The following is a 23,619-nucleotide window of genomic DNA, read 5'->3' as shown; positions in this document are numbered from 1 at the left end:
GGTCACACGGAAGTCCCGTACGGCCAGATGGCGAGATCTCTTCCAGACCAGCACCCCTGGACACTGATCGCAAGCCGGCATCTCCGGGGGTCAGGCCCGCGTGCGGCGGCGGCGCAGGGCCACGAAGCCCAGTGCTCCCGCTCCGGCCAGGACGAAGGCGCCGGCGACCGCGGCGATCGTGGACGTCCCGTTACTTCCGGTCTCGGCCAGCTGCGAGCTCGCCCCGGACGTGCCGGAGGTCGTGCCCGAGGTCGGGGACGGGGCGTCGGCCGAGGCGGACGGCGACGTGGAGGGGGCCGGGGTCGCGGTCGGGGTCGGGGTCGGGGCGGGCGTGCCCCCGGTGGAGCCCGCCGCGAGCACCGTCAAGGTCGCCTCCTTCCCGCAGAAGGTGGTGCCGCGGAAGGGTACGGACCCCTGGTTGACGTACACACAGGACCGCACGGTGGCCTTCCCGGCGGGCGTGCCCTCGCGGTAACTCACCCGGACCTCGGCGACCGTGCTGCTGTGCGCGGCGAGGGAGGCGTCCTTGCCGATCACGTCGAACCCGTACACATCGGCCTCGGCGTCCGAGGTGACCGGCGTCAGGGTCTGCCAGGTCCCGGAGCGCAGGACCTGCACTGAGGCGTACCTGCTGGTGATCAGCGTGTCCGTGACGTTCTCGTACCCCGACGCGGTGGGGTTGGTCACCGTGGCCTTGAAGCCGACGGCGGGGCCGCCGGCGGTCACGGTGGCCGGGACGCCGGACAACCCGGTGTCGAGGCCGTCCACCGCGATGGTGTCGTCGTCGGTGTCAGTGGCCGCTCCGGAGGCGCCGTAGGAGACGAGCGTGGTCAGCTTCAGCTGCTCGGTGCCGCCGTTGCTGTCGCCGTTGTGCGGGGTGCCCATGGGCACCCCGACGCGCAGCTGCACGGTGCGGGACCGGCCCGCGGCGAGCGGGAAGGTCTCGGGCATCTCGCCGGAGAACGTCCCGCCGGCGTACGTCAGCGGCACCGTCCTCCACTCCGTGCCGTCGAGCCGGTACTCCAGGCCGACGGCGTTCGGCGGCAGGCCGGCTCCCCCGTCGATCCGGTAGGTCAGCCGTGCCGACGAGGTGTCGGTCGTACCGGTGTCGGAGACCTTGGTGGTGAAGTCGACCGGCAGTCCGGCCAGTCCGACCTCCGCGGGCGCGGCGGTGTCGACCGTCAGCACCGGCGGCTGCGATTCCTCCGCGGAGGCGGCCGGTGCGAGGCCGAAGCCCGCGACGGCCAGCAGCAGGGCCGTCCCCGAGACCGCGGCCGACGAACGGACCTTGTGTGAGAACGTGTTCAACGTATCCCCCGGGTGTGTGGGCCCGCGCGGTGTCGCCGCGCTCGGTGACGGCGGCAAGCGTGCCGTCGTCACACGTGGTTGGACCCGGCGGGCGGGCCGCCAGTTGTGTGCTGTCGTGTGACGGTTCTGTCACCGAGGGAGGGGTGCGGGCAGCCTCGTGGGCAGCGCTCAGCCGGTGAAGAAGCGCTTGTCGAGGGCGATCGTCAGGAGCTCGTCCATGCTCAGGGCCGGCCGCGGGCGCGTCACCGGGGTGCTCTCGGCGTAGGAGTTGACCTCCCGCACGGCCACCCGGCGGCCGTCCGGACGCAGGGTGTCGACCAGCCACACCGCGGCCGAACCGCCCTTCTCGGACCGCCCCTTGACCTTCTTGACCTTGGTGCCGTCGGTCAGGGTCGTGGCCTCGCAGTCGCCGGCCACGCCGGCGCAGCCCATGTGCCGGGCCAGGAGCTTCGTCATGCCGTACTGCGCGTCGACCTGCACCATGTTCTTCCCTCGGCCGTCGTCGTAGACGAGCTGGACCAGATCGTCGCCCGCGTTGAGGTCGGAGGTGGTTCCGCCGCGGGGCAGGTGTGACGTCAGCACCCGGGTCATCCGGGCGCCGGGCACCCGCTGTCCCGCAGGGGAGGCGCCGGTGGCGTGGGCCGCCCGCGGGGCCGGCAGTGCGGCGATCGCCTTGCTCCAGGCCGGGCTGCGCACGATGGAGGTCAGCTGGGCGATCGACAGCAGCGGGTCGGCCCCGTCGGCCGAGCCCTTCTCGCTGCCGCCGCCGAACTCCTGCACCGTCAACTGCGCCCCGCCCGGGGTGGTGAGCACCACGTACCAGCGCTTCTGCCCGGTGTCGCTGCTGGGATAGGTGAACGACTCGGTGGTGGTGAGCACCGCGCCGCCCGGGAGCTTCCGGGTGGTGCACTTGTCGTAGGGGCGGACCTCCACCGGGAGGCAGCCACCCTGGCCCCCCTGGTCGGCGGAGGTGCCGGGATCCAGCCGCGCGACGGAGATGTCGATGCCGGAGGAGCCGTTCGCGGTGGAGTAGGTGAGCTCGGCGGTCGGCCAGACGACCGGGCCGTCCCCCTCCGAGCCCCGGCCCGAGGCCGCGGAGACGGTGCCGCCGGGTGGCAGCAGGCTCTTCAGCGTACGGACCATCTCCTCCCCGCTGATGGACGCCGGTGCCCGGGAGGGCGACCGCACGGTGGAGTGGGCGGGTCCGCCGGCCGTCGACCGCTCGGGCGTGCCGCGCCCGCCGCCGAAGGCGTCCGTGCCCATCAGGGTGCCGCCCGCGGCGACCACGGCGAAGGCGGCCGTGGCGGCGGCGACCTGGACGGCGCGGACCAGCCGCATCCGCCGGCCCCGGGCGATGGAGCGCCGCACCAGGTCGGCTGAGTGGGGCGGGAACTCCTCGGCGGCGCCGGTCATGGCGCGGGCCAGCCGTCGCTCAAGGTCCTCGTCGCGTGACATGGTGGATCTCCGTTCGTCTGGGGCGTCGGCCGGCCCGGGCGAGGGGCGCCGCCCGGCCGTGCTCGTCATGCGGTCAGGTCGGCCAGCTGGTCGCCGAGCAGGGCGCGCAGCCGCTCCAGGGCGCGCATGCTCCGGGCTCGAACGGCCCCCGGCGAGAGCTGGAGGACCTGTGCGGTCTCCTCCACCGAGCGGTCCTCCCAGTAGCGGAGCACCAGGACGGCACGGTCCTTGGCCGCCATCCGGGCCAGGCCGTCCAGCAGGGCCATCCGCAGCTCCGGGTCCCGCGCCGGGGCGGCCGTCTCGGGCAGCCGGTCGCTGGGGCGCTCCGTGGAGCTGCGGCGGCGGCGCTGGGAGAGGAAGCTGCGTACGAGTACGGTGTCGGCATAGGCCACCGGTGCTTCCGCCCGGCTGATCCGCCGCCAGGAGCGGTACATCTTGGCGAGGGTCTCCTGGACCAGGTCCTCGGCGAGGTGCCAGTCGCCCGTGAGCAGGCAGGCGGTCCGGAACAGCGGCCCGCTGCGGGCGGCTGCGAACTCCAGGTAGTCCGCGGGTGCTTCCCCCACCGTGTGTCCTTTCGTGGTCGGACGTCACCTCTTACACGCGGTGGGGGTGCTCCCGCGTTACACCCCGGCGGTACCGGGTGCCCCCGGCGGTACCGGGTGCCGCTCAGGCGGCGCGGGACGAGTACCGGACCGCCCGGTACCGCTCAGGCGGCGTGGGACGGGCGCCGGCCTGGCCCGGAACGGGTGGCGGGTTCCTGTCGGCCGCCCGCGATCAGACGCAGACGACGGGCACCGGCATGGCAGGGCGGCTCCGGTGAGCGCGTCAGCCAGTCCTCCACACGGTCCATGCCGTACAACAGCAGCCCCACGAAGGGCAGGAGAAGGCAGGCAACGATGACCACGATCGGGCTCCCTCCGGGCAGGCAACCGTGGACGGGTGCCCACAGGACGCCCGGCCACCGGGCGTCCGCGTGAACATGCTGTGTCCTCTCGCCCCGGCCGCGCGGAGCGATGCCCCGGGCCGTAGGGACGGAGGCATCCCCGCGTGGCCGTGTGCTCCGGCGCTCCCGCTCCCGCTCCCGCTTCCGCTCACGCGTGCCGCGCGTGGCGGACCGGGTGTCCCGCGGTGGCCGCACCGCGCAGCCGCCGGGCCGCGGCCAGCACCAGCGCACCGCTGACCAGGGCGTAGACACCGATGACCTGCGCGATGCCGATCGCGCCCGCGTCCGGCCGGGCCCAGACGAGCACACCGGCGGCGACCGATACCGCGCCGGCCAGGAACAGCACCCACTCGTGGTGCAGTTCGTGCCGGAAGCGCACCGCCGCCCAGATCTCCGCGACGCCGGTGACCACGGCCCAGGCGCCGGTCAGCGCGGCCAGGGCCAGGGCGGTGACGCCGGGCCAGCCGATGCTGACCACGCCGACGGCGATGCCCAGGACACCCCCGGTCGCGTGCGCCACGCGATGGGCGCCGTCCCCTTGCCGGCGGAAGGCACTCGCCAGGAGGGCGAGGCCGTCGGCGAGCGCGTACACGCCGAACAGGAGGGCCAGCGCGAGGACGGTCACCCCCGGCCACACCAGGGCGACCACCCCGAAAAGCAGGGCCGCCGCACCCCGCGCCACGAGCATCCCCATCAGCTGCCGCCGCACACCATCACCCCTTCGTCCGGAACAGAGTTCTCCCGGGTACCCGGCGAAAGGCGCACACCGATCTTCCGACGGGTCGTTTCGCCCACCGGTGACGGGTTGATCGAGATGTCCCGGACATTACGACCTTTCAGGAGGACGAGGGACCACCACGGCACGGGACATCATGACCAAGGGCGCGGAATGCGTGGCCGCCGAAGAGACCGTTCTCGACGCCGCCCGCAAGATGACCGAACTCGGCGTCGGCGCGCTTCCCGTCTGTGGCACCGACGACCGTCTCAAGGGAGTTCTCACCGACCGGGACATCGTCGTCGAGGTCCTCGGGGCCGGGAAGGACCCCGCCGCGGTCAAGGCCGGTGACCTGGCACAGGACGAGGCCGTCACGATCGGCGCGGACGACGACGTGGACGAGTCGCCGCGCACCATGGCCTCCCGCAAGGTACGCCGGCTGCCCGTCATCGACGGCCACCGCCTCGTCGGCATCGTCGCCCTGGCGGACGTCGCCCGTGCCCTGCCCGACCGGGCCGTCGGCGACCTCCTGGAAGTCCTCTCCAGCGACTGATTTCCCGTCCGCGCGGCAGGAATCACGACAGGAGTCACGACAGGAATCCGACAGGAATACCGTGTGAAAGCCCTGCCGCTGGTTCCCCCACTTTTCCTTCACAAACAAGGCGTCTTCGAGGAATGTGGGGGCCGACCGAGGGCAAACGGTGGTGCAGGAGGTAGATGACTATGGTTCCCTTGCTGCTTGTTCTGCTCCTCGCGCTGATTCTCTTCGGCGCCGGATTCGCCATCAAGATTCTCTGGTGGGTCGCCGTCGCCGTCCTGGTGCTCTGGCTGCTCGGCTTCGTCATGCGCTCCACCACCGCCGGTGGTGGCCGCGGACGCTGGTATCGATGGTGACCCTGACCCATCACTTCCACATGCGGGGACCGGCTGGGCTTCAGCCGGTCCCCGCGTGTGTGTCCGGCCGCCCTACGTGACCGTCGAGGGCGAGGGCGGCTGGAAGCACGCGGTGACGTCCTTGCCGTACGGGCAGCGGTGGACCTCCACGGTGTCGGCCAGGGCATCGACCAGGAGCAGACCGCGGCCACCCAGCGCACCGGTTCCGGGGTCACGCTGCTCGGGCAGCCGGGGTGAGGCGTCGTGGACGGTGACGTGCAGACACGCCTGGTCCCAGGTGAGGATCAGCTGTGCCGCGCTGCGGGCGTGCACGTGCGCGTTGGTGACCAGCTCGGACACCGTCAACAGCACCGAGTCCACCAGGTCCGGCGCCGTCTCCGTCCAGCCCAGCGCCGCCAGGTGCGCGCGCGTCCAGTCCCGGGCCACCTTCACCCCGCTGCTGACCGGCAGCGAGCGCGCCCATCCCACCGCCCTCACCGAGGAGTCCTCGGCCATGTTCTCCTCCTTCGTTCGTCCCGCTGGTGTCCCCCACGACGTCTGCCCCGGATCCGTGGGGAGGAGCACGCGCACCGGTACGCATCGCGAGCCGCCGGTCTCCGCCGGGGGCGTCCCCCCGATTCGTCCGGGCCCGGGTGTAGGTGCAGGATGAGCGGGTAGCCGCTGCGATGACGCCGACCCGGGTCGGCGCTTGGCGGACAGTTCGCGAACGCGGGAGGGGAACAGCATGGTGCTCACGAGCACGACGGCAGCCGGCACGCAGACGACCGAACTGCCCGAAGTCGCCGATCCCTCCCAGGTGGCCCCCAAGGACGCCCGGGAGCTCTCGCGGCTGTTCTTCGAACAGCTGGCGGTCCTGGAAGAGGGCACCCACGAGTACAGCTACGCCCGCAACACGCTGATCGAGATGAACATGTCCCTGGTCCGCTACGCGGCAGGCCGCTTCCGCAGCCGTGGACCGGAGGAGATGGAGGACATCGTCCAGGTCGGCATGATCGGCCTGATCAAGGCGATCGACCGGTTCGAACTCTCGCGGGAGGCGGAGTTCACCTCCTTCGCCATTCCCTACATCGTCGGCGAGATCAAGCGGTTCTTCCGCGACACCACCTGGGCCGTGCACGTGCCGCGCCGCCTCCAGGAGGCCCGCGTCCAGCTCGCCCGCGCCACCGAGGAACTGCGCAGCCGGCTGGGCCGCACTCCGACCGACAAGGAACTGTCGGAGCTGATGAGCCTGTCCGAGGACGAGGTCCGCGAGGCCCGCCTGGCCGCCAACGGCTACAACTCCGCCTCCCTGGACGCCGCGATCAACGGCAGCGAGGAGGGCGAAGCGGCCCTCCAGGACTTCATCGGCACCGAGGACGCGGCCCTGGAGCTGGTGGAGGACTTCCACGCCCTGGCCCCCCTGATCGCCGAGCTCGACGAGAGGGACCGGCAGATCATCCACATGCGCTTCGTCGAGGAGCTCACCCAGGCCCAGATCGGCGAACGCCTCGGCGTCTCCCAGATGCACGTCTCCCGGCTGCTCTCCCGCTGCCTGACCCGTCTGCGCGAGGGAATGCTCAGTACCCGCTGACCCGGCCGGGGCGCGGGTGACGGGAGGCCGCCAGGCAGCAGGAGAGCCAGGTGGCCTCCGCGCGGTGGATGGCCAGACCGGCGACGGTGATCATCCCGTCCGGTTCATCCCGTCCGGTTCATCCCGTCCAGGGGGACCACGGCGGCCAGGAAGGCGCGGGTGGGTGGCGCCGCGCCGTTCTCCGGCCCCGTGACGCCGGTTCACCCGTTCGGCTGACACCGCGGGCACCACACCGTGCCGCGGCCGGCCATCCGGGAACGGCGCAGGTGGGAGCCGCAGCGGGGGCACGTCGGGTCCGGGTCGTCGCGGTGGCCGGTGAGCCAGGAGCCGCGCGGCGGGACGCAGCCGGCCGCGACCGCGTCACGGAGGGTGCGGCGCATGTGCGTGTACAGGCGGCGGCGGTCGGCCTGGGCGAGGTCGCTCGCCCGGCTGTCGGGGCGCAGCCGCGCGCGCCACAGGATCTCGTCGGCGAGCAGGTTGCCGAGGCCGGCCAGGACGGACTGGTCGGTGAGAGCGGTCTTGACGTGGCCGCGGCGTGCGGCCAGCGCGGTCTCGAACTCCTCCCGGCTCACCGCCAGCGCGTCCGGGCCCTGGCGCTCCAGCCGCCGGGCGACCTCGCGGTCGTCGTGGGCCAGCCAGAGGCCCTGGAGTTTGCGCTGGTCGCGGTAGCGCAGCTGACGGCCGTCGCTCAGGGTGAACAGGACCCGGTCGTGGGGCTCCACCGCATCGTCCGGATCGCCGCAGACCAGCCTGCCCGTCATGCCGAAGTGCAGCAGGACGGTGGGGCCGTCGCCGGTGTGGGCCAGCAGCCACTTCCCGTGCCGTTCCGGTTCGGTGAGGCGTCGGCCTTCCAGCGCGTCGCGCAGGCCGCGCGGGCCGATCCCGTGCAGCACGCCCGCGTCGCGTACGACCACGCGTCGGATGACCCGTCCTGTCGCGCAGGTTTCGAGCACCCTGCGGAATCCCTCGACGTCCGGCAGCTCAGGCACGGCGGACGTCCTCGCCGCCGGACGGGGGAGACCCACGCCCGGCGACGCGCCGGGGACACCGAAGACGTGGGTTCCGGCTCGGTTCGGGCGGCAGGCCCGCCGGGTACGGCCGTACGGGCGGGACCGGAGCGCTCAGGTCCACATCGGCCTCCTCCACCCCTGCCCGCGTCTCCCGCCGGCGCAGGCCGCCCGGCGCCGTGCCGGGGCTTCCGCCGGATGGGTTCCCGCGTACCGGCCCGCCGTGCGCCCGCCTCCACCGGACGGGGGAGTTCCACGCCCGGCGGCGCCTGCCCCCTCCGGCGGGCCCCGCCCGTGCCGTGTCCCCGCCCCGCACCGCACCGGCACTGCGAACCGCCCCGCTCGACGGCACGGCGTCCGGGATCACACCCGCTCGGCGACGACCGGTGGCTCCTCCTCGAAGGTCAGCTCCGGCGGGGGTGTACGGAAGCCCCGGGTCAGGTAGGCGAGGTAGCAGATGCCGAGGGCGAGCCAGCAGACGCCGAGCACGAGGGCCTTGGCGTCGAGGTGGGTCAGGAGCCAGATGTCCACCGCGGCGCCGATCGCGGGGGCGATCACATGACCCAGCGGGCCGGGGCGGCGGCCCGCGCGCCGTTCGCGCACATACGTGGCGATGACCGAGAAGTTGACGAAGGTGAAGGCGATGAAGGCGCCGAAGTTGATGAAGGAGGTGGAGGTCGCGACGCTCAGGCGCAGGGCGATCAGGCCGACCACGCCGGTGAGGAGGATGTTGAGGACCGGGGTGCGGTAGCGGGGGTGGATGCGGCCGAAGATCCGGCGCGGCAGGACCGAGTCGCGGCCCATGGCGTAGAGCAGCCGGGACGTGCTCGCCTGCGCGGCGATGCCGGACGCGAACTGGGCCACCACCAGGCCGGCCAGGAAGACCGAGGAGAACAGGTCGCCGCCGATGGTCCGGGCGATCTCGAAGGCGGCCGAGCTGGGGTCGTCGAAGGAGCTGCCGGGGTGGGCCAGCTGGGTGGCCCAGGCGACGGCCACGAAGATGCCGCCGCCGATCAGGGCGATCAGCAGGATGGCCCGGGGCATGGTGCGCTGCGGCTCGATGGTCTCCTCGGTGAGCGTGGTGACCGCGTCGAAGCCGAGGAAGGAGTAGGCCGCGATCGCCGCTCCGGCGGAGATGCCCGCCAGGGTGGTGGCGTGGTTGGCGAACGGTGCCGTGCCGGCTAGCGCCCCGGCGCCCCCGACGTGCAGCACGTGCCGCAGGGACAGCGCGACGAAGATGCCGATCACCAGCACCTGGAAGGTCATGAGCAGGTCGTTGGCCCGCTCGGCCGTCTTGATGCCCCGCACGTTCAGGGCGGTGGTCAGCACGATGAAGCCGATGATCCACACCCAGAACGGGACGCCGGGGAACTGGGCCTGGAGGTAGGCGCCGCCGATCAGCCAGATGACCATGGGCAGGAAGAAGTAGTCGAGCAGGGTGGCCCAGCCGATCAGGAAGCCCACCCGGGAGTCGATGGCCCTGCGGACGTAGGTGTACGCCGACCCGGCCACGGGGTGCGCGGCGGCCATCTTGCCGTAGCTGTGCGCGGTGAACAGCATGGCGAGCAGGGCCAGCAGATAGGCGGTGGGCACGGTGCCGCCGGTGCTCTCGGCCACGACGCCGAACGTGCCGAGCACGATCAGCGGGGTCATGTAGGCGAGGCCGAACAGGACGACGGATCTGAGCGTCAGCGCACGGGTGAGGCCCTGAGCGGGGGCGTTCTCCATAAGGGGCTCCATAGCGGGCTCCATGACGGGCTCCATGAGGAGCTCCGGGGGACGGACGAGCGGGCGGGCAGGCTCAGCCGGTGGCGGGGCGCCAGCGGCCGGGGTCGATACGGCCGCCGTACAGCGGCAGGTCGATCGGGGTGTCGGCGTCGGTGAACTGGTCCCACATGCGGTTGAGCCCCGCCGTGCCGAAGGTGCGGACGCGCGTGACGTCGTCCAGGTCGAGCACGTCGGTGAGCACGGTGGCGGCCGAGTCGGGGGCCTCGGCGCGCACCCGCCCCTCGGGGTCCACCACCAGGCTGCGGCCGGTGCCGACGGGGCCGGCGGTGTTGACGCTGACCACGAAGACCTGGTTGACGATGGCGTTGGCCCGGGCCAGTACCAGTTCCTGGGCGCGGTCCGCGGTGGTGGTCATCACCGGGTTGACGATCACCTCCGCGCCCAGCCAGGCCAGCTGGCGCGCCACCTCCGGGAACCAGGCGTCGTAACAGATCGAGATGCCGATGCGGCCGGTGCCGGGGAGGTCCGCCACGACGAAGCGGTCGCCGGGGTCGTACGGCTCGTGGGGCCGCCACGGAAAGATCTTGCGGTACGAGGCGACGAGGCGGCCCTCGGGGGAGTAGACCGGTGCCGTGTTGAACAGCTCGCCCCGCTCGCCGCGCTCGCACACGGTGCCCGGGACGAGCCAGATGCCCAGGTCACCGGCGAGCTCGGCAAGCTGCCGGGAGCGCGGGCCGTCCAGTGGCTCGGCGGCCTCCTGGAGCTGCCCGGTCGACGACGGCGGACCGTCGACGCCGCACAGGTGCAGTTCCGGGTAGACGGCGAGGCGGGTCTGCGGGAAGCGGGCCAGCAGGTGCTCGACGTCCTCGGCGAATCCGGACAGGGGCGCCGTCGCCGGGCGGGGAGGCGCCTGGACGAGGGCGAGGGGGAGGGGGCGGGACATGGCGAGGAAATTAGCTCAAGGTGAGCTGTTAATCAATAGACTCATTTTGATCCGTTTCCCGGCCTCGCTACATTGACGCCATGCCTCACCCCCAGGACGGCCCCGCCCCCGACGGCCGCGACCCTGACGGCCGCGACCCGCAGCCGGCCGCCGCGGCGGCCCTGCCGTTCAACGCCCCCGCGCTCGACGGCATCCGCCGGCTCACGGCCCTGGACACCGTGCGCGCGCGCATCGGGCTCGCCGTCGACCTGGGACTGCTCGCCCCGGGCGAGAGGCTCCCGCCGACCGACCGGATCGCCGCGGCGCTCGGCGTCGGGGAGATCACCGTCCGCCGCGCCCTGTCCACGCTCTGCCAGGACGGCGTCCTGGAACGCCGCCGGGGCCGCAACGGAGGCACCCGGGTCGCCGAGCGGCCGGCCCGGGGCGTGGTGGGCGCGATGGACTCCTACCGCGCGCAGAACAGCGAGGTCCACGCGCTCGTCGACCAGCGGCTGGTGCTGGAGTGCGGACTCGCCCACCTGGCCGCCCGCAACGCCGACGAAGCCGCCCTGGCGGGCCTGGAGCGGCTGGCCGACGAGATGGACCTGGCTCCGACCTGGGCGGAGTTCCACGGCTGTGACGAGCGGTTCCACCTCGCCGTCGCCGCCGCCACCGGCGTGCCCGCGGCGGCCGAGGCCTACCGCGGCGTGCTCCAGCAGCTCTACCGGTACTACCTGCCCTATCCGATGGACGCCCTGCGCGAGTCCAACCGCGAACACCGCGCCCTGGTCGACGCCCTGCGCGCCGGCGACACCGCGGCGGCGGCCGACATCGCGCGCCGGCACGTGGAAGTGCTCCACCGGACCATGTTCGTGGGGCTGCTGGAGACGGCCGAGGACCGCGGGGCCGGGCCGCGCGGGACCGGCTGAACTCACCGTCTCCGGGGCGCCGTACGGCCCGGGTCCGGCCGGGGCGGTGTGCGCAGGGCCAGGAGCGCCACGTCGTCGAGGCCGGGCGGGTGGACCCGGCGCAGGAGCTGGTCGGTGAGGGACGGCAGCGGGCGGTGGGCGAGGGCGGCGGCGTGCTGGCGCAGTCGGCTGAGGCCCTCGTCGAGGGTGTGGCCGGGTGCCTCGATGAGGCCGTCGGTGTACAGCAGGAGGGTGCAGCCCGGGGGCAGCAGCACGGTGGCGTCGGGGCGGGTCGCGCGGGCCCCCGTCCCCAGCAGGAGGCTGTGGCCTTCGGTGAGGTAGTCGGCCAGGCCGTCACGGGTGACGAGCAGGGGCGGGGGGTGGCCGGCGTTGGTCCAGGTCAGCTGCCAGTTGTCGTCGTCCGTCCGGGTGAGCCGGGCGAGGACGAGGGTGGCCATGGTGACGTCGGTGATGGGCATGATCGCCTCGTCGAGCCGCTGGACGATACGGCTGGGCGGCTCCTGCTGGGACCAGGCGTAGGCGCGGAGCATGTTGCGCAGCTGGGCCATGCCGGCCGCGGCCTCCAGGTCGTGGCCCACGACGTCCCCGATGGCCAGGGCGGTGGAACCGTCGGACAGGGTGAAGGCGTCGTACCAGTCGCCGCCGACCTGGGAGGCGTCCGGGGCGGGCAGGTAGCGGACGGCCATCTGGAGTCCGGGGACCCGCGGCATCTGCGGCAGCAGGTGGTTCTGCATGGTCTCGGCGACCGCGCGCTGGCGCTGGTAGAGGCGGGCGTTGTCCAGCGCCACCCCGGCGCGGCGGGCGATGTCCTCCAGCAGGGGCAGGTCGGCGGTGGTGAAGTCCCCCGGCTTCTCGGCCCGGCCCAGGGTGAGCGCCCCGAGGACCTCCCGCGTACCGCGGATGGGGGCGATGGCCGCCGAGTGGATGCCCGTGGCCTCGAACAGACGGCGCTGCTCGACGGCGATGCCGGAATCCGGGGCACGCCGGTACGTGGCCGGACCGGCCAGGGCGGAGGCGACGCCGCGCAGCGCCCGGGACAGCGGCATCGGCGACTCCTCGGGCACCGGCGGCATCGGCCCTTCGAGGTCCTCCTGGTGCACCAGGCGGTCGCCCTCGGCGTGCACCACCGCGGTGCGCCAGACCTCGTCGTGCTCGGTGATCAGGTCGATGACGGCCCAGTCCGCCAGCCGGGGCAGCACCAGGGACACCAGCCGGCGCAGTGCCTCGTCGACGTCGAGGGTCGAGGTCAGCCGGGTGGTGGTCTCGGCGAGCAGGGCCAGCCGCTCGAAGTCGGTCAGCGACTCGGTGGCCCGCTCCGGGCGCGGCTCGGCGGAGTCCGCGTGCTCGGGGGTGTGGAAGACGACGAGCGTGCCGGTGCGCCGGTCGCCGGTGTCGCCGAGGTCGTACGGGGTGATCATCCAGGAGACGGGCAGCAGGGAACCGTCACCGCGCAGGAAGTGCTCCCCGTGGCCCTGCGCCGGGTTCCCGGCGTGGAACGCCTGCCGCATGGCGCACTGCGTCGTGGGCAGCGGCTGGCCCTGCGGCCCGCGGTGCAGCAGGTCGTGGGCGTCCTGGCCGAGCAGGTCCGCGGCGGGCCGGCCCAGCAGGCGTTCGGCGGGGGTGTTCACGGCGAGGACGCGGCCCTGCTCGTCGACGACGTACGCCCCCGCGCCGATGGCTTCCATCGCGTCGGCGAGCCGGGCAGGGGGTTCCGCCCGCTGCCGCTGCCGGTCGGTCCCGGTTCGTTCCGACCCTGCCATGTCGTGGCCTCCTGTGCTCGCGGGTCGCCCCGCGTGTACGTCGCCTGGTGCCGTCGGCGCCTGGTCTTCCGTATGCCCCGTCGCGGCCGGGAACCCTCCCGACCCGGCGCGCACCGGCCCGGACAGCCGCATGCGCCGGCTGCCCGGGTACCCGTCCCGGCCCGCCCCGGCGAGGTGGACGGCCCCGCCCCACGGCCGCCCGCACCGCTCGGCCGTACGCCGGCCGCGACGGGTGTACGGCCGGTTCACCGCTCCGTCCCGGGCCGGCGCACCGCCCGCACCCGGCGACAGCGCGCCGACGCCACCACCGCACCCGCCCCGACCAGCGCCGCGAGGGCGCCGAAGCCATAGGTGAGCGTGGCGGACGAGGCGACGGCGGCGACGAGGAGGGGCCCGCCCGCGTCGCCGAGTTCGCGGCCGAGCTCGGCGGTGCCCATGGTCTGGCCGAGGCGCTCGGCGGGCGTGCGCGCGGCCAGCGCGGCGAAACCGAGCGGCGTGACCAGGCCCGTGCCGACACCGATCAGGGCGGCGCCGCCGAGGACGCCCGGCAGGCCCGGCAGCACCGCGCAGGCCAACCCGGCGGCGGTGACCAGCAGTCCCGCGGCCAGACCGGACCGCGTGGTGAGCCGCCCCTCGTCCAGCGCGCGTCCGGCACGCGGCTGGACGACCGCGGCGCAGCCGGCGAGCACCGACACCGCCGCCCCGGTCGCGACCGTGCCCAGCCCGGCGGCGCGTCCGGAGACCGGGAGGAAGCCCACGCCGGCCGACAGGGCCGCGGTCGCCGCGGCGAGTGCGGCGGTGGGGGCGAGGAAGGACGGGTCGGCCAGCCTCCGGGCCAGGTCGAGGACCGTCTGCCGGGTTCTGGGCAACGGGGGTACGGCGGGGACGGCGAGCGCGGCCCAGACGGCGACCGCCGCGCCGAGCGCCGCCAGCACCGCGAACAGCAGCCGCAGTCCCCCGGCCCACACCAGGACGCCGCCGAGCAGCGGGCCGAGGGTGTAGCCGAGGGACTTGTGGAAGCCGTACCCGCCGAACGCCCGGCCGTGCCGCGCCGCCGGGTTGAGCCGGGCGACCAGCGCGGAGGCGGACGGTGAGAAGGCGGAGGCCGCGGCTCCCTGTCCGAGCCGGGCGGCCCAGAGCCAGCCGGGACTGTCCGCGCCGGCGTACAGCGCGGACGCGGCGGCGAAGGCGGCGAGCCCGCCCAGCAGCACGGGCCGGGCGCCGACACGGTCGGCGAGGGTGCCGAACAGCGGTTTGAGGAGCACCTCGGCGCCGTCGTACAGGGCGAGGAGTCCACCGAGGACGAGGAGCGAGGTGACCGCGTCGTCGGCGCCGCCACCGAGGCTCGCGGCGACACCGTGCGCGCCGAAGGCGGTGGTGAACCCGGCCGCGTACAACGGCCACATCCGCCGCCCCCAAGCCACCCGCCCCGTCACCGCTCCCCCTGCGGGGCGGAGTGGGGTGGGGGGAGGTCCTGCGGGGCGGGGTGGGGCGCGGCGCCGGCCGCCGGGGGCGGGTGGGGCACGGTGCGGCCCTCCAAGGTCGGGTGGGGCACAGCGCCGGCCGCCGGGGCCCGGTGGAACCCGGGGCAACCCTCCGGGGCCGAGTGGGGCGCGGTCCGGAGACGCCTGGAGCCCTCCGGGACCCGGCGCAGCGCCGCGATGCCTCGCTCGGTTCGGTGCAGCGTGGCGCTGCCCTCCGGAACCCGGTGCCGCGTCGTCGAGAGTTGCTCGCGGGTCGGGGCGCGTCGGTTCGCCTTCGCGCCGGGCGCGTGCCGTGCGGTCGGGTCGGCGGGGCGGCGCCGGGGCCGGTCCGGGCCGGCCGGGGGGAAGTCGCCGGCGCGGGTCCGCCGGGGCGGTTCCCCGGCGGGCCGGCGGTCTTCCGGTTCGGTGTCCGACACGAGGGCGAAGGTAACAAGCCTCACACTCTCGCCGTACCCCTCACCGCACTCAGACGGACGGGTTGACCACCACCGTGGCCGAGTTGTTCTTGCCGTTCGGGCCGAAGGCGAAGGACGACACGACGACCGTACCGGCGTCGTCCGGCGTGCAGGTGGCGGGCCAGGACACGTCCGCGACCCCGGCGAGTCCGGAGACGTCGACGGTCAGGCGCCCGTCGGTCACGGTGAACCGGCGTTGTCGTGGTACAGGCCGAGCGCCAGCGACCGGTACTGCGCCTCGCCGCCGTCCGGTGCGACGGTGACCGCCTGCTCGTACGGCGCCTGGATCCACAACTGGTCGCTCTGCGCGGCCTCGTCGGCGGAGGCGGCCCCGCTTCCGAACCCGGCGACGAACAGCGCTCCGACCGCTCCGGCACATGCCCCGCCGCGCAGCACGCGCCCGACGGAGACAGAACTCATGACATCCCCCCATGGGACAGAAGAGATCCCGGCACACTGACCAGCACCGGGCGCCCGTTGGACGGCCCGCCGGAACGGAAGGTTGTGGCCGAGGGACGCGGAGCGCACGGTTCTTATGATCTTCTTGATCAGCGGCTGACCGGCACTGCGCGGCGATGGCGGCGACGCCCGTCCTGCCCCCGTCGACGTCCACCGCGGTTCCGTGCACGAAGGCCGCCTCGTCCACTGGCCGGCCAGACCGCGGCATGGGCGATGGCCGCCGGCGTGCCGGCCCCGCCGGCCGGGGTGCCCTTCCTCACGGTCTCGCCCCGGATGGGGCTCACCGCCCTCAGGCGCCGGGGGCGGGTTCACGCCCGGCGAGACGGCGTTCACCCGGACGCCCAGCGGACCGAACTCCGCGGCCCACGCCCGTGTGAGCGTCTCCATGGCCCCCTTGGTGGAGCTGTGGAGCGCGCCGAGCGGAACGGCATCCACGAGCCGAGGTTGACGATCACCCCGCCGCCGCAGTCCGTGTGGACGCCCGCGTTGTCGACCAGGATGCCGATCCCGTGACCAGCGCCGTCTTGTCCCGCAGCCGTCCGCTCATGACGCGATCTCGGCCGGCGGCGGGGCCGGGGCGGGCGGATCAGGGGGCCGCCCGCCCCGGGGGTCAGCGGTCCGCTCCTCCAGGCCGTGGACCGGGTTCGGTGAACAGCGGCCCGAACGCCTCCGGAAGGGCGCCGCGCAGGTCGGCCTCCAGGCCGGTGTCCCCGGCCGTGATCCGGGAGACGACCGTCTGCGCCAGGAACAGCGCCTGCTCCGGGGTGGCGTCCACGGGCCGGGCGACATCGGCCAGCAACGCGTCGAGCGGGTCGGCCGAGCCGTGCGGCGCCTCGTCACCTCGCCGCGCCTCGGCCTCGTGCCGCAGCGCGCCGATCTCCAGCGCGCCGCGTTCATGGGGCGGTACGGCCTGCCGCAGATGCTCCCGGTGCGGCGGGTCGAGGCGACTGCTCAGCGCCGCGAGGACGAGGTGCACGGCGGCGTCGGCGGCCTCCTCGTCGCCGAGGCGGGCCCGTGAGGCCACCTCTTCCACCAGATGCTGATGGCTGATCATGCTTCCTCCCGCTGGTGCGGTCAGGGCGTTGCCCGAGGGGTGGCAGTGGCTGACGGGTGCCCACGGAGACAGATGCGTACACAGCCCCCCATAGCGCGTCGAAGGACGAGCACATCGGCGCGGTCCCGGTCACGGAGGAAGGCCACGCGTGCGGCACCGACCTGACACGGTCGCACCGGACGACCCCCGCGCTGAGCGAGGTCAGCGCGGCGGAGCCCCACACACAGCCGGGCCGGGGTCGGGATGAGCGCGCACCCCGTCCACCGATCGGTGGACGGAAAGTTCAACCGGGCACGGGCGCGCGGCGCTCGCCCTCGTGGAGCGGTACGACCCCGACGTGGCCCTGGTCGACTGCGGATGCCCGTGCTCGACGGGGTGGCGACGACCACCGAGATCGTCGCCCGCCACCCGCGGACCCGGGGGCCGATCCTGACGACGTACGACACCGACGCCGACATCGAGCGCGGGGTGGAGGCCGGTGCCATCGGCTACCTGCTCAAGGACACCACCCGGGAGCAGTTGGTCGACGCCATCCACGCGGCGGCACGCGGCGAGACCGTCCTCGCGCCCCGGGGCGCCGAGAAGCTGGTCGCACGGATGCGGCGGCCCGTGCACGACCCGCTGACCGACCGCGAGACCGCCGTCCTCGACGCCGTCGCGGATGGCCTCACCAACGCCGAGATCGGCAGGCGCCTGATGATCGCGGAGGCCACGGTGAAGACGCATCTGCTGCGCCTGTTCGCCAAGCTCGACGTGAACGACCGGACGAGGGCGGTGGTGGTGGCCCTGGAGCGGGGCCTCCTGCGACAGCCGTAGGGAAGAAGTCTGTCACGGCGAGGACAGATCTCCTGGCCCGCCGGAGTTAGGGTTGTCGGACGACGCGGAGGGTGCCGAACGCCTCGGAGCACGGGTGCCGCACAGGCCCGGGGTTCCTCGCCGCGTCCCCGAGACGAAGGTGCTATGCCCGCTGAGAACGCCCCCGCCGACGGCAACCTGGACGACGACGACTACCCCGCCTACACGATGGGGCGGGCCGCCGACGTCCTCGGCACCACTCCCGCCTTCCTCAGGGCCATCGGCGAGGCCGAGCTGATCACCCCGCTGCGTTCGGAGGGCGGCCACCGCCGGTACTCGCGCCGCCAGCTGCGCATCGCCGCCCGCGCCCGGGAGCTGGTGGACCAGGGCACGCCCATCGAGGCCGCGTGCCGCATCGTCTCCCTGGAGGACCAGCTCGACGACGCGCTGCGCATGAACCGGGACATGCGCCGGCGGCTCGACGAACGCGGTACGGATACCTAGCCCCGCCGCTACAGAATTTCCGACCGCGACGACATGAGAATACCTGGACGAGTGCGAAAACACATGGGACTTCCGGCCTGCCTGTGTTAGCGTGATAGCAGTTGCAGTTTTGGTTGCCAGAGATTTTTTCTTTGCAGAGCTTTCCGGATTCTTCCGGAGGGGTGATCATCGCAGCGACTCGGCTCCGTAAAGTGCGGAGTCCGGTATTGCCCCCCAAGGGAGATTCAATATGGCATCTGGCACCGTGAAGTGGTTCAACGCGGAAAAGGGCTTCGGCTTCATCGAGCAGGACGGCGGCGGCGCCGACGTGTTCGCCCACTACTCGAACATCGCCACCTCTGGCTTCCGCGAGCTTCAGGAAGGCCAGAAGGTTACCTTCGACGTCACGCAGGGCCAGAAGGGCCCGCAGGCCGAGAACATCGTTCCCGCCTGACGCTGACGCGCTGCATGGTGCTGGGGCCCGCGCCCTCAAGGTGCGGGCCCCAGCCCATTGCTTTCCCGGCCCGGCCCGGATTTTCGCATTTCCGTCGGCTCATTCTTGTGAATCCACGCGCGGCTCGTTCACCGCTGGGCGGAATTCCTCGATACGCCGCATCGAGGAAGGTTCCCTCATGAACCGCACCCGTCGCACCAGCGGCGACCCAGGCCGCTTCCGCGCGGACCGGACGTCCACCCGGACGGCCGGCGGCACGCGCGGCGGCCGTTCCCGTACGCAGGAGCAGGGCCGGCAGGGCCCCCGTCCGGTCACCGGACGCAGGAGCGGCGCGGGAGCGCGCTCCGGCACCCGCCGGCAGGAGTTCGCCCTGCCGGTCACCCTCACCGCACCGCTGCCGGCGGTCGAGACGTTCGCCGAGCTGGACATGCCCGCGCGTCTGCTGGCCGCGCTCGGCGCCGAAGGCGTCACCACACCCTTCCCGATCCAGGCCGCCACGCTGCCGAACGCGCTGGCCGGCCGGGACGTCCTGGGCCGCGGGCGCACCGGCTCGGGCAAGACCCTCGCCTTCGGTCTGCCGCTGCTGGCCCGCCTGGACGGGCAGCGGGCCCAGCCCCGGCAGCCGCTCGCGCTCGTCCTCGTCCCCACCCGGGAACTGGCCCAGCAGGTCACCGACGCGCTCACCCCGTACGCCCGCGCCCTGCGGCTGCGGCTCGCCACGGTGGTGGGCGGCATGTCCATCGGCCGTCAGGCGAGCGCGCTGCGCGGCGGCGCCGAGGTCGTCGTCGCCACGCCCGGCCGTCTGAAGGACCTCATCGAGCGGGGCGACTGCCGGCTGGACCAGGTCGCCGTCACCGTTCTGGACGAGGCCGACCAGATGGCCGACATGGGCTTCATGCCGCAGGTGACCGCCCTGCTCGACCAGGTCGCCGACGGCGGCCAGCGGCTGCTGTTCTCGGCCACCCTGGACCGCAACATCGACCTGCTGGTGCGGCGCTACCTCCACGATCCCGTCGTGCACTCGGTCGACCCGTCCGCGGGAGCCGTCAGCACCATGGAGCACCACCTGCTGCACGTGCACGACGACGACAAGCACACCGCCGCGACCGAGATCGCCGCCCGGGACGGGCGGGTGATCATGTTCCTGGACACCAAGCACGCGGTCGACCGGATGGCCAAGCACCTGCTGTCCGTCGGGGTGCGGGCCTCGGCCCTGCACGGCGGCAAGTCCCAGCCGCAGCGCAACCGCACGCTCGCCCAGTTCAAGGACGGCCACGTCACGGTCCTGGTGGCGACCAACGTCGCCGCCCGCGGCATCCACGTCGACGGCCTCGACCTCGTCGTCAACGTCGACCCGCCCGGGGACCACAAGGACTATCTGCACCGGGGCGGCCGTACCGCCCGGGCCGGCGAGTCCGGCACGGTCGTCACCCTGGTCCTGCCGCACCAGCGGCGTGCGATGGACCGTCTGATGGCCGACGCCGGCATCACCGCGCGTACCGCCCGGGTCCGTCCGGGCGAGGCCGAACTGCACCGCATCACCGGCGCCCGCACCCCCTCCGGCGTACCCGTCACGATCACCGCGCCGGCCGCCGAACGGAGCGAGCGCACCGGATCCGCCTCCCGCGGTCGCCGGGGTCGCGCCGCCGGCCGTGGGTCGGCCGCCCGCACCCGTCGCTCCGCCCCCAGGAACAACTCGTAGTCCAGGTACCGGGATTCGCTCCCCTCGTCGGGGGCGAGCCTACGGTCGATCCCTCCGCTGTCCCTCCCCCGACCCTGTGGAGTCCGCCATGCGCTGTGTCATCGCCCGTTTCCCCTTCGACCTGATCAAGAGCGAGGTCGAGCAGTCGATGAGCGGGATCTCGCCCGAACCGGTCACCGGCGTCTCGGTGAGCATCGGCCGCCGCGTCTACCCCGTCATGCAGGTCGGGGAAGTGATCACCAAGCAGGACCGCCGCGACTTCACGTCGGGCGAGATGCGCCGGGCGCTGACCCGGCTCGGCTTCACCTGCCACGACGCGCCCCCGCCCGCCCCGGCAACGCCCGCCCCGGCCACGTCCGCCCCGGCCACGCGCGCCGACGGGGACGCCTGGCGCTGGTGACCCCCTGGTGAGCGCGGCATCCCGGTTCACGGGTGTGAGCGGCGTGGGATGTGGCACCCGGACCCCGAGCGGGCCGGACCCGCGCACCGCGTCCCGCGCGGCACACGGTTCGGCCACGAGCCGCGTGCCGTGCGAGGGCGCCACGGCCCGCGCCGCCCGGTTGTCGCCGCGAACCGCCGACGACAACCGGTGTGGTCCGCGCGGCGGGCGCCGGACAGCCCGGGGCTCCGCCTCCGGCGGGCGAACGGCTCAGGCCGGCGCGCTCGCCGGTGCCACCGCGTCCGCACGCTTCCGCACCACGCGGCGCCGCGGGGCCGGTACGAGGAGCGGGTTGGCGACGCCCCAGGCCGCGCCCTTGCAGACCAGTTCCTTGTAGACGGCGGCGATCCGACCGGTCAGGGCCGCCCGCACCGCGCGGTCGTCGGCGGTGACGTACTGGATCAGGCCCTCCTTGCGGCCCAGCGAGATGCACTGGTTGAAGTAGCGCAGCGGCACCTTCGGGAGCTTGCCGCCGGTCAGGCGCGCCGCGATGGCGTCGGCGGCCTGCCAGGCGGTGGGGACGCCCGAGGCGCAGGACATCCGCAGCGGCTTGTCGCCGGGACCCATCGCCAGGGCCGCGTCGCCGACGGCGTACACGTCCGGGTGCGAGACCGAACGCATGGACCGGTCGACCACGATCTGCCCGGTGCCGGTGACCTCCAGGCCGGTGGCCCGCGCGATCGGGTGGACGGCGAAGCCGGTGGTCCACACGGTGACCGCGGCCGGGACCGAGGCGCCGTCGGCGGTGGTGACGTGGTCGGCCGCCACGGCGGTGACGGCGGTGTGCTCGTGCACGGTGACGCCGAGCCCGGCGAAGACCTTGCGCACGTGGGCGCGGCCCCTGGCGGAGAGCCAGTCGCCGAGGCCGCCGCGGGCGGCGAGGGCGACATCGAGGTCCGGGCGGGCCTCGGCGATCTCGGCCGCCGCCTCCAGACCGGTGAGACCGCCGCCGACCACGACCACCGGCTGCCCGGCCGCCAGCCCGGCCAGGCGCTCGCGCAGCCGCAGCGCTCCGGCACGGCCCGCGATCTCGTGGGCGTGCTCCGCCGCGCCGGGGACGTCCAGGTCGTTCCAGCCGCTGCCCAGGGCGTACACGAGGGTGTCGTACTCCAGTTCCCCGGCGCCGTCCGCGTCGGTGACGGCGACGGTCCTGCGGTCGACGTCGACGCCGGTGACCCGCGCGAGCCTCAGCCGCACACCGGTGCCCGCGAACATCTCGCTGAACGGACGGGGCGTGAGGTCCTGGCCGGTGGCGAGCTGGTGCAGCCGGACGCGCTCCACGAAGTCGGGCTCGGCGTTGACGAGGGTGATGGCGACGTCTTCGGGGCGCAGCCGCCTGGCGAGGCGTCCGGCGGTGATGGCTCCGGTGTATCCGGCTCCGAGGACGACGATGCGGTGCTGCATTTCCTGACTCCTGTCTTGAGCGGATTCGCCCCTTGAACCGGGCGGCCCGCCGTTTCCTGACAGGAACGCGGTGTGAAGCACATCACATCGGGACGGGTGAGCGTGGAGCCCGGCGTCAGAAGGCGTGGAGCAGGGGTTCGCCGTGGTCGGTGGCCGCCCAGTGCCGGGTCGCGCGTTCGAGCTTGTCGGGGTTGGCCTGGCCGCGGAACGCGCGGATGCCGTCGGCGGTGACCTCCAGGCATATGACGCCGATGACCCGCCCGTCGAGGACCGCCACGACGGCCGGCTCGCCGTTGGCGGTGGTGGCGTAGACCGCGGGCGAGCCGCCGACCAGGTTGCGCTTGGCCGGTCCGGGCTTGAACAGGCCGCGCATGAACTTCGCGACCGCGAGCGCGCCCTCGAACGCCTTCGTGCGGGCCGGGACCTTGCCGCCGCCGTCGCCGACCGAGACGGCGTCCTGGGTGAGCAGCCGTACCAGCGGCTCGGTCCGGCCGCTGGTGGCGGCGGCGAGGAACTCCTCGACGATCCGCCGGGCGGCGGCCTCGTCGATCTCGGTACGGGCCTTGCCGTCCGCGACGTGCTTCTTGGCCCGGTGGAAGATCTGCTGGCTCGCGGCCTCGCTGATGTCGAGGATCTCGGCGATCTCCCGGTGCGGGTAGTCGAAGGCCTCCCGCAGCACGTACACCGCCCGCTCGCCCGGGGACAGGCGCTCCAGCAGCGTGAGAACGGCGTACGACACCGACTCGCGCTGTTCCGCGGTGTCGGCCGGGCCCAGCATCGGGTCCCCGGCGAGCAGCGGCTCGGGCAGCCATTGGCCCACGTAGGTCTCGCGCCGCGCGCGGGCCGAGGTGAGCTGGTTGAGGCAGAGGTGGGTGAGCACCTTCGTCAGCCAGGCCTCGGGGACCCGGATGTGGTCGGCGCCGGCGGCCTGCCAGCGCAGGAACGTCTCCTGCACGGCGTCCTCGGCCTCGCTCGCGGAGCCGAGCAGGCGATAGGCGATGGCCTCCAGCCGGGGCCGGGCCGCCTCGAACCGCTCCACGTCGCTCAGGGTCAGGGCCATGCCCGGGATCCTAGCCGCCCCGGCCCCCGCCGGGCCGGGGCCGTGGCGGGCGGGGTGAGGCCGCGGCTCGTTGGGCCGGTCGGGTGTATCCGTCATCCGAATGGCCGCACGTCGCACGCTCAGGGGCCCGGGGACGGGCTCGCGTGGTGAGGATGGCGGGTGACCGGCGTCCTGTCGTGGGCGGACGGCGAGCATCGGGAGACGGACGACTTGTGAGCATCCTCAACGAACCCCAGGGCGGTGGCGCCCCAGCCGAGGACTCGTACGAGAACGAGCTGCCGGTGCGGCGCAAGCAGCCCGGCAATGTCGTGGTGAAGTGGCTGACGACCACCGACCACAAGACGATCGGCACGCTGTATCTGGCGACGTCGTTCGCGTTCTTCCTGGCCGGCGGACTGATGGCGCTGATCATCCGGGCCGAGCTGGCCCGGCCCGGGCTCCAGATGATCTCGAACGAGCAGTACAACCAGCTGTTCACGATGCACGGCACCGTGATGCTGCTGATGTTCGCCACCCCGCTGTTCGCCGGCTTCACCAACTGGATCATGCCGTTGCAGATCGGCGCGCCCGACGTGGCGTTCCCGCGGCTGAACATGTTC

Annotated in this window: 25 protein-coding genes and 2 pseudogenes; 10 read left to right on the top strand and 17 right to left on the bottom strand. The window is 73.6% G+C overall.

Going from position 1 to position 23,619, the window contains the following annotated elements; genetic code table 11:
• Positions 1 to 90 precede the first annotated feature (90 nt).
• The 5 genes from IE294_RS29245 to IE294_RS29225 all read right to left on the bottom strand — a co-directional run bounded on the left by IE294_RS29245 (position 91) and on the right by IE294_RS29225 (position 4,415).
• Positions 91 to 1,308: an LPXTG cell wall anchor domain-containing protein gene (locus tag IE294_RS29245; protein WP_189891001.1), complete on the bottom strand. Its 1,218-nt coding sequence runs from the start codon at positions 1,306 to 1,308 to the stop codon at positions 91 to 93.
• Between the two features lie 168 nt (positions 1,309 to 1,476).
• The gene (locus tag IE294_RS29240) at positions 1,477 to 2,763 is read right to left on the bottom strand and encodes a hypothetical protein (RefSeq protein ID WP_189890999.1); all 1,287 of its coding nucleotides are present in this window, start codon (positions 2,761 to 2,763) and stop codon (positions 1,477 to 1,479) included.
• Between the two features lie 65 nt (positions 2,764 to 2,828).
• Positions 2,829 to 3,326: a SigE family RNA polymerase sigma factor gene (locus tag IE294_RS29235; RefSeq protein ID WP_189890997.1), complete on the bottom strand. Its 498-nt coding sequence runs from the start codon at positions 3,324 to 3,326 to the stop codon at positions 2,829 to 2,831.
• A 143-nt stretch (positions 3,327 to 3,469) separates the two neighbouring features.
• Positions 3,470 to 3,667, bottom strand: coding sequence for a hypothetical protein (locus tag IE294_RS29230; protein ID WP_189890995.1), 198 nt, complete (start codon positions 3,665 to 3,667; stop codon positions 3,470 to 3,472).
• A gap of 187 nt (positions 3,668 to 3,854) precedes the next feature.
• Positions 3,855 to 4,415 carry an HdeD family acid-resistance protein gene (locus IE294_RS29225; RefSeq protein WP_189890993.1) on the bottom strand — a complete coding sequence of 187 codons (561 nt, stop codon included), beginning with the start codon at positions 4,413 to 4,415 and terminating at the stop codon, positions 3,855 to 3,857.
• Positions 4,416 to 4,578: 163 nt separating this feature from the next.
• On the opposite strand from IE294_RS29225, the gene IE294_RS29220 reads away from it, so the two are divergent.
• A complete protein-coding gene (locus IE294_RS29220) occupies positions 4,579 to 4,974 on the top strand; it encodes a CBS domain-containing protein (protein ID WP_189890991.1) in 396 nt (131 codons plus the stop codon).
• A gap of 170 nt (positions 4,975 to 5,144) precedes the next feature.
• Positions 5,145 to 5,315 (top strand): hypothetical protein, encoded by a 171-nt coding sequence (locus tag IE294_RS29215; protein ID WP_030648148.1) that lies wholly within the window; start codon positions 5,145 to 5,147, stop codon positions 5,313 to 5,315.
• A gap of 72 nt (positions 5,316 to 5,387) precedes the next feature.
• On the opposite strand, the gene IE294_RS29210 is transcribed toward IE294_RS29215, so the two are convergent.
• A complete protein-coding gene (locus IE294_RS29210) occupies positions 5,388 to 5,810 on the bottom strand; it encodes an ATP-binding protein (RefSeq protein WP_189890989.1) in 423 nt (140 codons plus the stop codon).
• A gap of 229 nt (positions 5,811 to 6,039) precedes the next feature.
• On the opposite strand from IE294_RS29210, the gene IE294_RS29205 reads away from it, so the two are divergent.
• Positions 6,040 to 6,885 carry an RNA polymerase sigma factor SigF gene (locus tag IE294_RS29205; protein WP_189890987.1) on the top strand — a complete coding sequence of 282 codons (846 nt, stop codon included), beginning with the start codon at positions 6,040 to 6,042 and terminating at the stop codon, positions 6,883 to 6,885.
• Between the two features lie 200 nt (positions 6,886 to 7,085).
• On the opposite strand, the gene IE294_RS29200 is transcribed toward IE294_RS29205, so the two are convergent.
• From IE294_RS29200 to IE294_RS29190, 3 genes are all read right to left on the bottom strand, one after another.
• Positions 7,086 to 7,874, bottom strand: coding sequence for an Fpg/Nei family DNA glycosylase (locus IE294_RS29200; RefSeq protein WP_189890985.1), 789 nt, complete (start codon positions 7,872 to 7,874; stop codon positions 7,086 to 7,088).
• Between the two features lie 381 nt (positions 7,875 to 8,255).
• Complete coding sequence (locus IE294_RS29195; RefSeq protein ID WP_059263587.1) at positions 8,256 to 9,620, bottom strand: APC family permease; 1,365 nt, start codon at positions 9,618 to 9,620, stop codon at positions 8,256 to 8,258.
• A gap of 73 nt (positions 9,621 to 9,693) precedes the next feature.
• Positions 9,694 to 10,563, bottom strand: coding sequence for a carbon-nitrogen hydrolase family protein (locus IE294_RS29190; RefSeq protein ID WP_189890983.1), 870 nt, complete (start codon positions 10,561 to 10,563; stop codon positions 9,694 to 9,696).
• 80 nt (positions 10,564 to 10,643) lie between these two features.
• Here IE294_RS29190 and IE294_RS29185 point away from each other — a divergent pair, with 80 nt between their 5' ends.
• Positions 10,644 to 11,471: a FadR/GntR family transcriptional regulator gene (locus tag IE294_RS29185; RefSeq protein ID WP_189890981.1), complete on the top strand. Its 828-nt coding sequence runs from the start codon at positions 10,644 to 10,646 to the stop codon at positions 11,469 to 11,471.
• A gap of 2 nt (positions 11,472 to 11,473) precedes the next feature.
• Here the strand turns inward: IE294_RS29185 and IE294_RS29180 are convergent, their stop codons facing one another.
• The 6 genes and pseudogenes from IE294_RS29180 to IE294_RS29160 all read right to left on the bottom strand — a co-directional run bounded on the left by IE294_RS29180 (position 11,474) and on the right by IE294_RS29160 (position 16,683).
• Entirely contained in the window at positions 11,474 to 13,231 is a 1,758-nt protein-coding gene (locus IE294_RS29180; protein ID WP_189890979.1) for a SpoIIE family protein phosphatase, read from the bottom strand.
• A gap of 245 nt (positions 13,232 to 13,476) precedes the next feature.
• Positions 13,477 to 14,637 (bottom strand): MFS transporter, encoded by a 1,161-nt coding sequence (locus tag IE294_RS29175; RefSeq protein ID WP_189890977.1) that lies wholly within the window; start codon positions 14,635 to 14,637, stop codon positions 13,477 to 13,479.
• 543 nt (positions 14,638 to 15,180) lie between these two features.
• Positions 15,181 to 15,354: a hypothetical protein gene (locus IE294_RS49810; protein WP_373315864.1), complete on the bottom strand. Its 174-nt coding sequence runs from the start codon at positions 15,352 to 15,354 to the stop codon at positions 15,181 to 15,183.
• On the bottom strand, positions 15,351 to 15,590 hold the full coding sequence (locus IE294_RS29170) for a hypothetical protein (protein ID WP_373315863.1): 240 nt from the start codon (positions 15,588 to 15,590) through the stop codon (positions 15,351 to 15,353). The genes IE294_RS49810 and IE294_RS29170 overlap by 4 nt, the downstream gene beginning before the upstream one ends.
• A gap of 148 nt (positions 15,591 to 15,738) precedes the next feature.
• A pseudogene (locus IE294_RS29165) lies at positions 15,739 to 16,093 on the bottom strand (SDR family NAD(P)-dependent oxidoreductase); the annotation flags it as partial.
• Positions 16,094 to 16,239: 146 nt separating this feature from the next.
• Positions 16,240 to 16,683 carry a DUF2267 domain-containing protein gene (locus tag IE294_RS29160; protein ID WP_189890975.1) on the bottom strand — a complete coding sequence of 148 codons (444 nt, stop codon included), beginning with the start codon at positions 16,681 to 16,683 and terminating at the stop codon, positions 16,240 to 16,242.
• Between the two features lie 289 nt (positions 16,684 to 16,972).
• Here IE294_RS29160 and IE294_RS29155 point away from each other — a divergent pair.
• The 5 genes and pseudogenes from IE294_RS29155 to IE294_RS29135 all read left to right on the top strand — a co-directional run.
• Positions 16,973 to 17,499: pseudogene (locus IE294_RS29155) on the top strand (LuxR C-terminal-related transcriptional regulator); the annotation flags it as partial.
• 144 nt (positions 17,500 to 17,643) lie between these two features.
• Positions 17,644 to 17,982, top strand: a complete 339-nt coding sequence (locus IE294_RS29150) for a helix-turn-helix domain-containing protein (protein ID WP_189890973.1) — start codon at positions 17,644 to 17,646, stop codon at positions 17,980 to 17,982.
• Between the two features lie 229 nt (positions 17,983 to 18,211).
• Complete coding sequence (locus IE294_RS29145) at positions 18,212 to 18,415, top strand: cold-shock protein (RefSeq protein WP_007383480.1); 204 nt, start codon at positions 18,212 to 18,214, stop codon at positions 18,413 to 18,415.
• A gap of 178 nt (positions 18,416 to 18,593) precedes the next feature.
• Positions 18,594 to 20,117 carry a DEAD/DEAH box helicase gene (locus tag IE294_RS29140; RefSeq protein WP_189890971.1) on the top strand — a complete coding sequence of 508 codons (1,524 nt, stop codon included), beginning with the start codon at positions 18,594 to 18,596 and terminating at the stop codon, positions 20,115 to 20,117.
• An 88-nt stretch (positions 20,118 to 20,205) separates the two neighbouring features.
• Positions 20,206 to 20,517 (top strand): SCO5918 family protein, encoded by a 312-nt coding sequence (locus tag IE294_RS29135; protein WP_189890970.1) that lies wholly within the window; start codon positions 20,206 to 20,208, stop codon positions 20,515 to 20,517.
• A 249-nt stretch (positions 20,518 to 20,766) separates the two neighbouring features.
• Here the strand turns inward: IE294_RS29135 and IE294_RS29130 are convergent, their stop codons facing one another.
• Both IE294_RS29130 and sigJ read right to left on the bottom strand, forming a co-directional pair.
• A complete protein-coding gene (locus IE294_RS29130; RefSeq protein ID WP_189890969.1) occupies positions 20,767 to 21,960 on the bottom strand; it encodes an NAD(P)/FAD-dependent oxidoreductase in 1,194 nt (397 codons plus the stop codon).
• A gap of 115 nt (positions 21,961 to 22,075) precedes the next feature.
• A complete protein-coding gene (sigJ, locus tag IE294_RS29125; protein WP_189890968.1) occupies positions 22,076 to 23,020 on the bottom strand; it encodes an RNA polymerase sigma factor SigJ in 945 nt (314 codons plus the stop codon).
• A gap of 212 nt (positions 23,021 to 23,232) precedes the next feature.
• On the opposite strand from sigJ, the gene IE294_RS29120 reads away from it, so the two are divergent.
• A partial coding sequence (locus IE294_RS29120) for a cbb3-type cytochrome c oxidase subunit I (RefSeq protein WP_189890966.1) occupies positions 23,233 to 23,619 on the top strand: 387 nt, incomplete at its 3' end.

The organism is Streptomyces canarius (assembly GCF_014650735.1).
GTDB classification, from domain to species: Bacteria; Actinomycetota; Actinomycetes; order Streptomycetales; family Streptomycetaceae; genus Streptomyces; species Streptomyces olivaceoviridis.
Note: the sequence above shows the minus strand (reverse complement) of the source record. Positions and strands in the feature narration are given on the sequence as shown.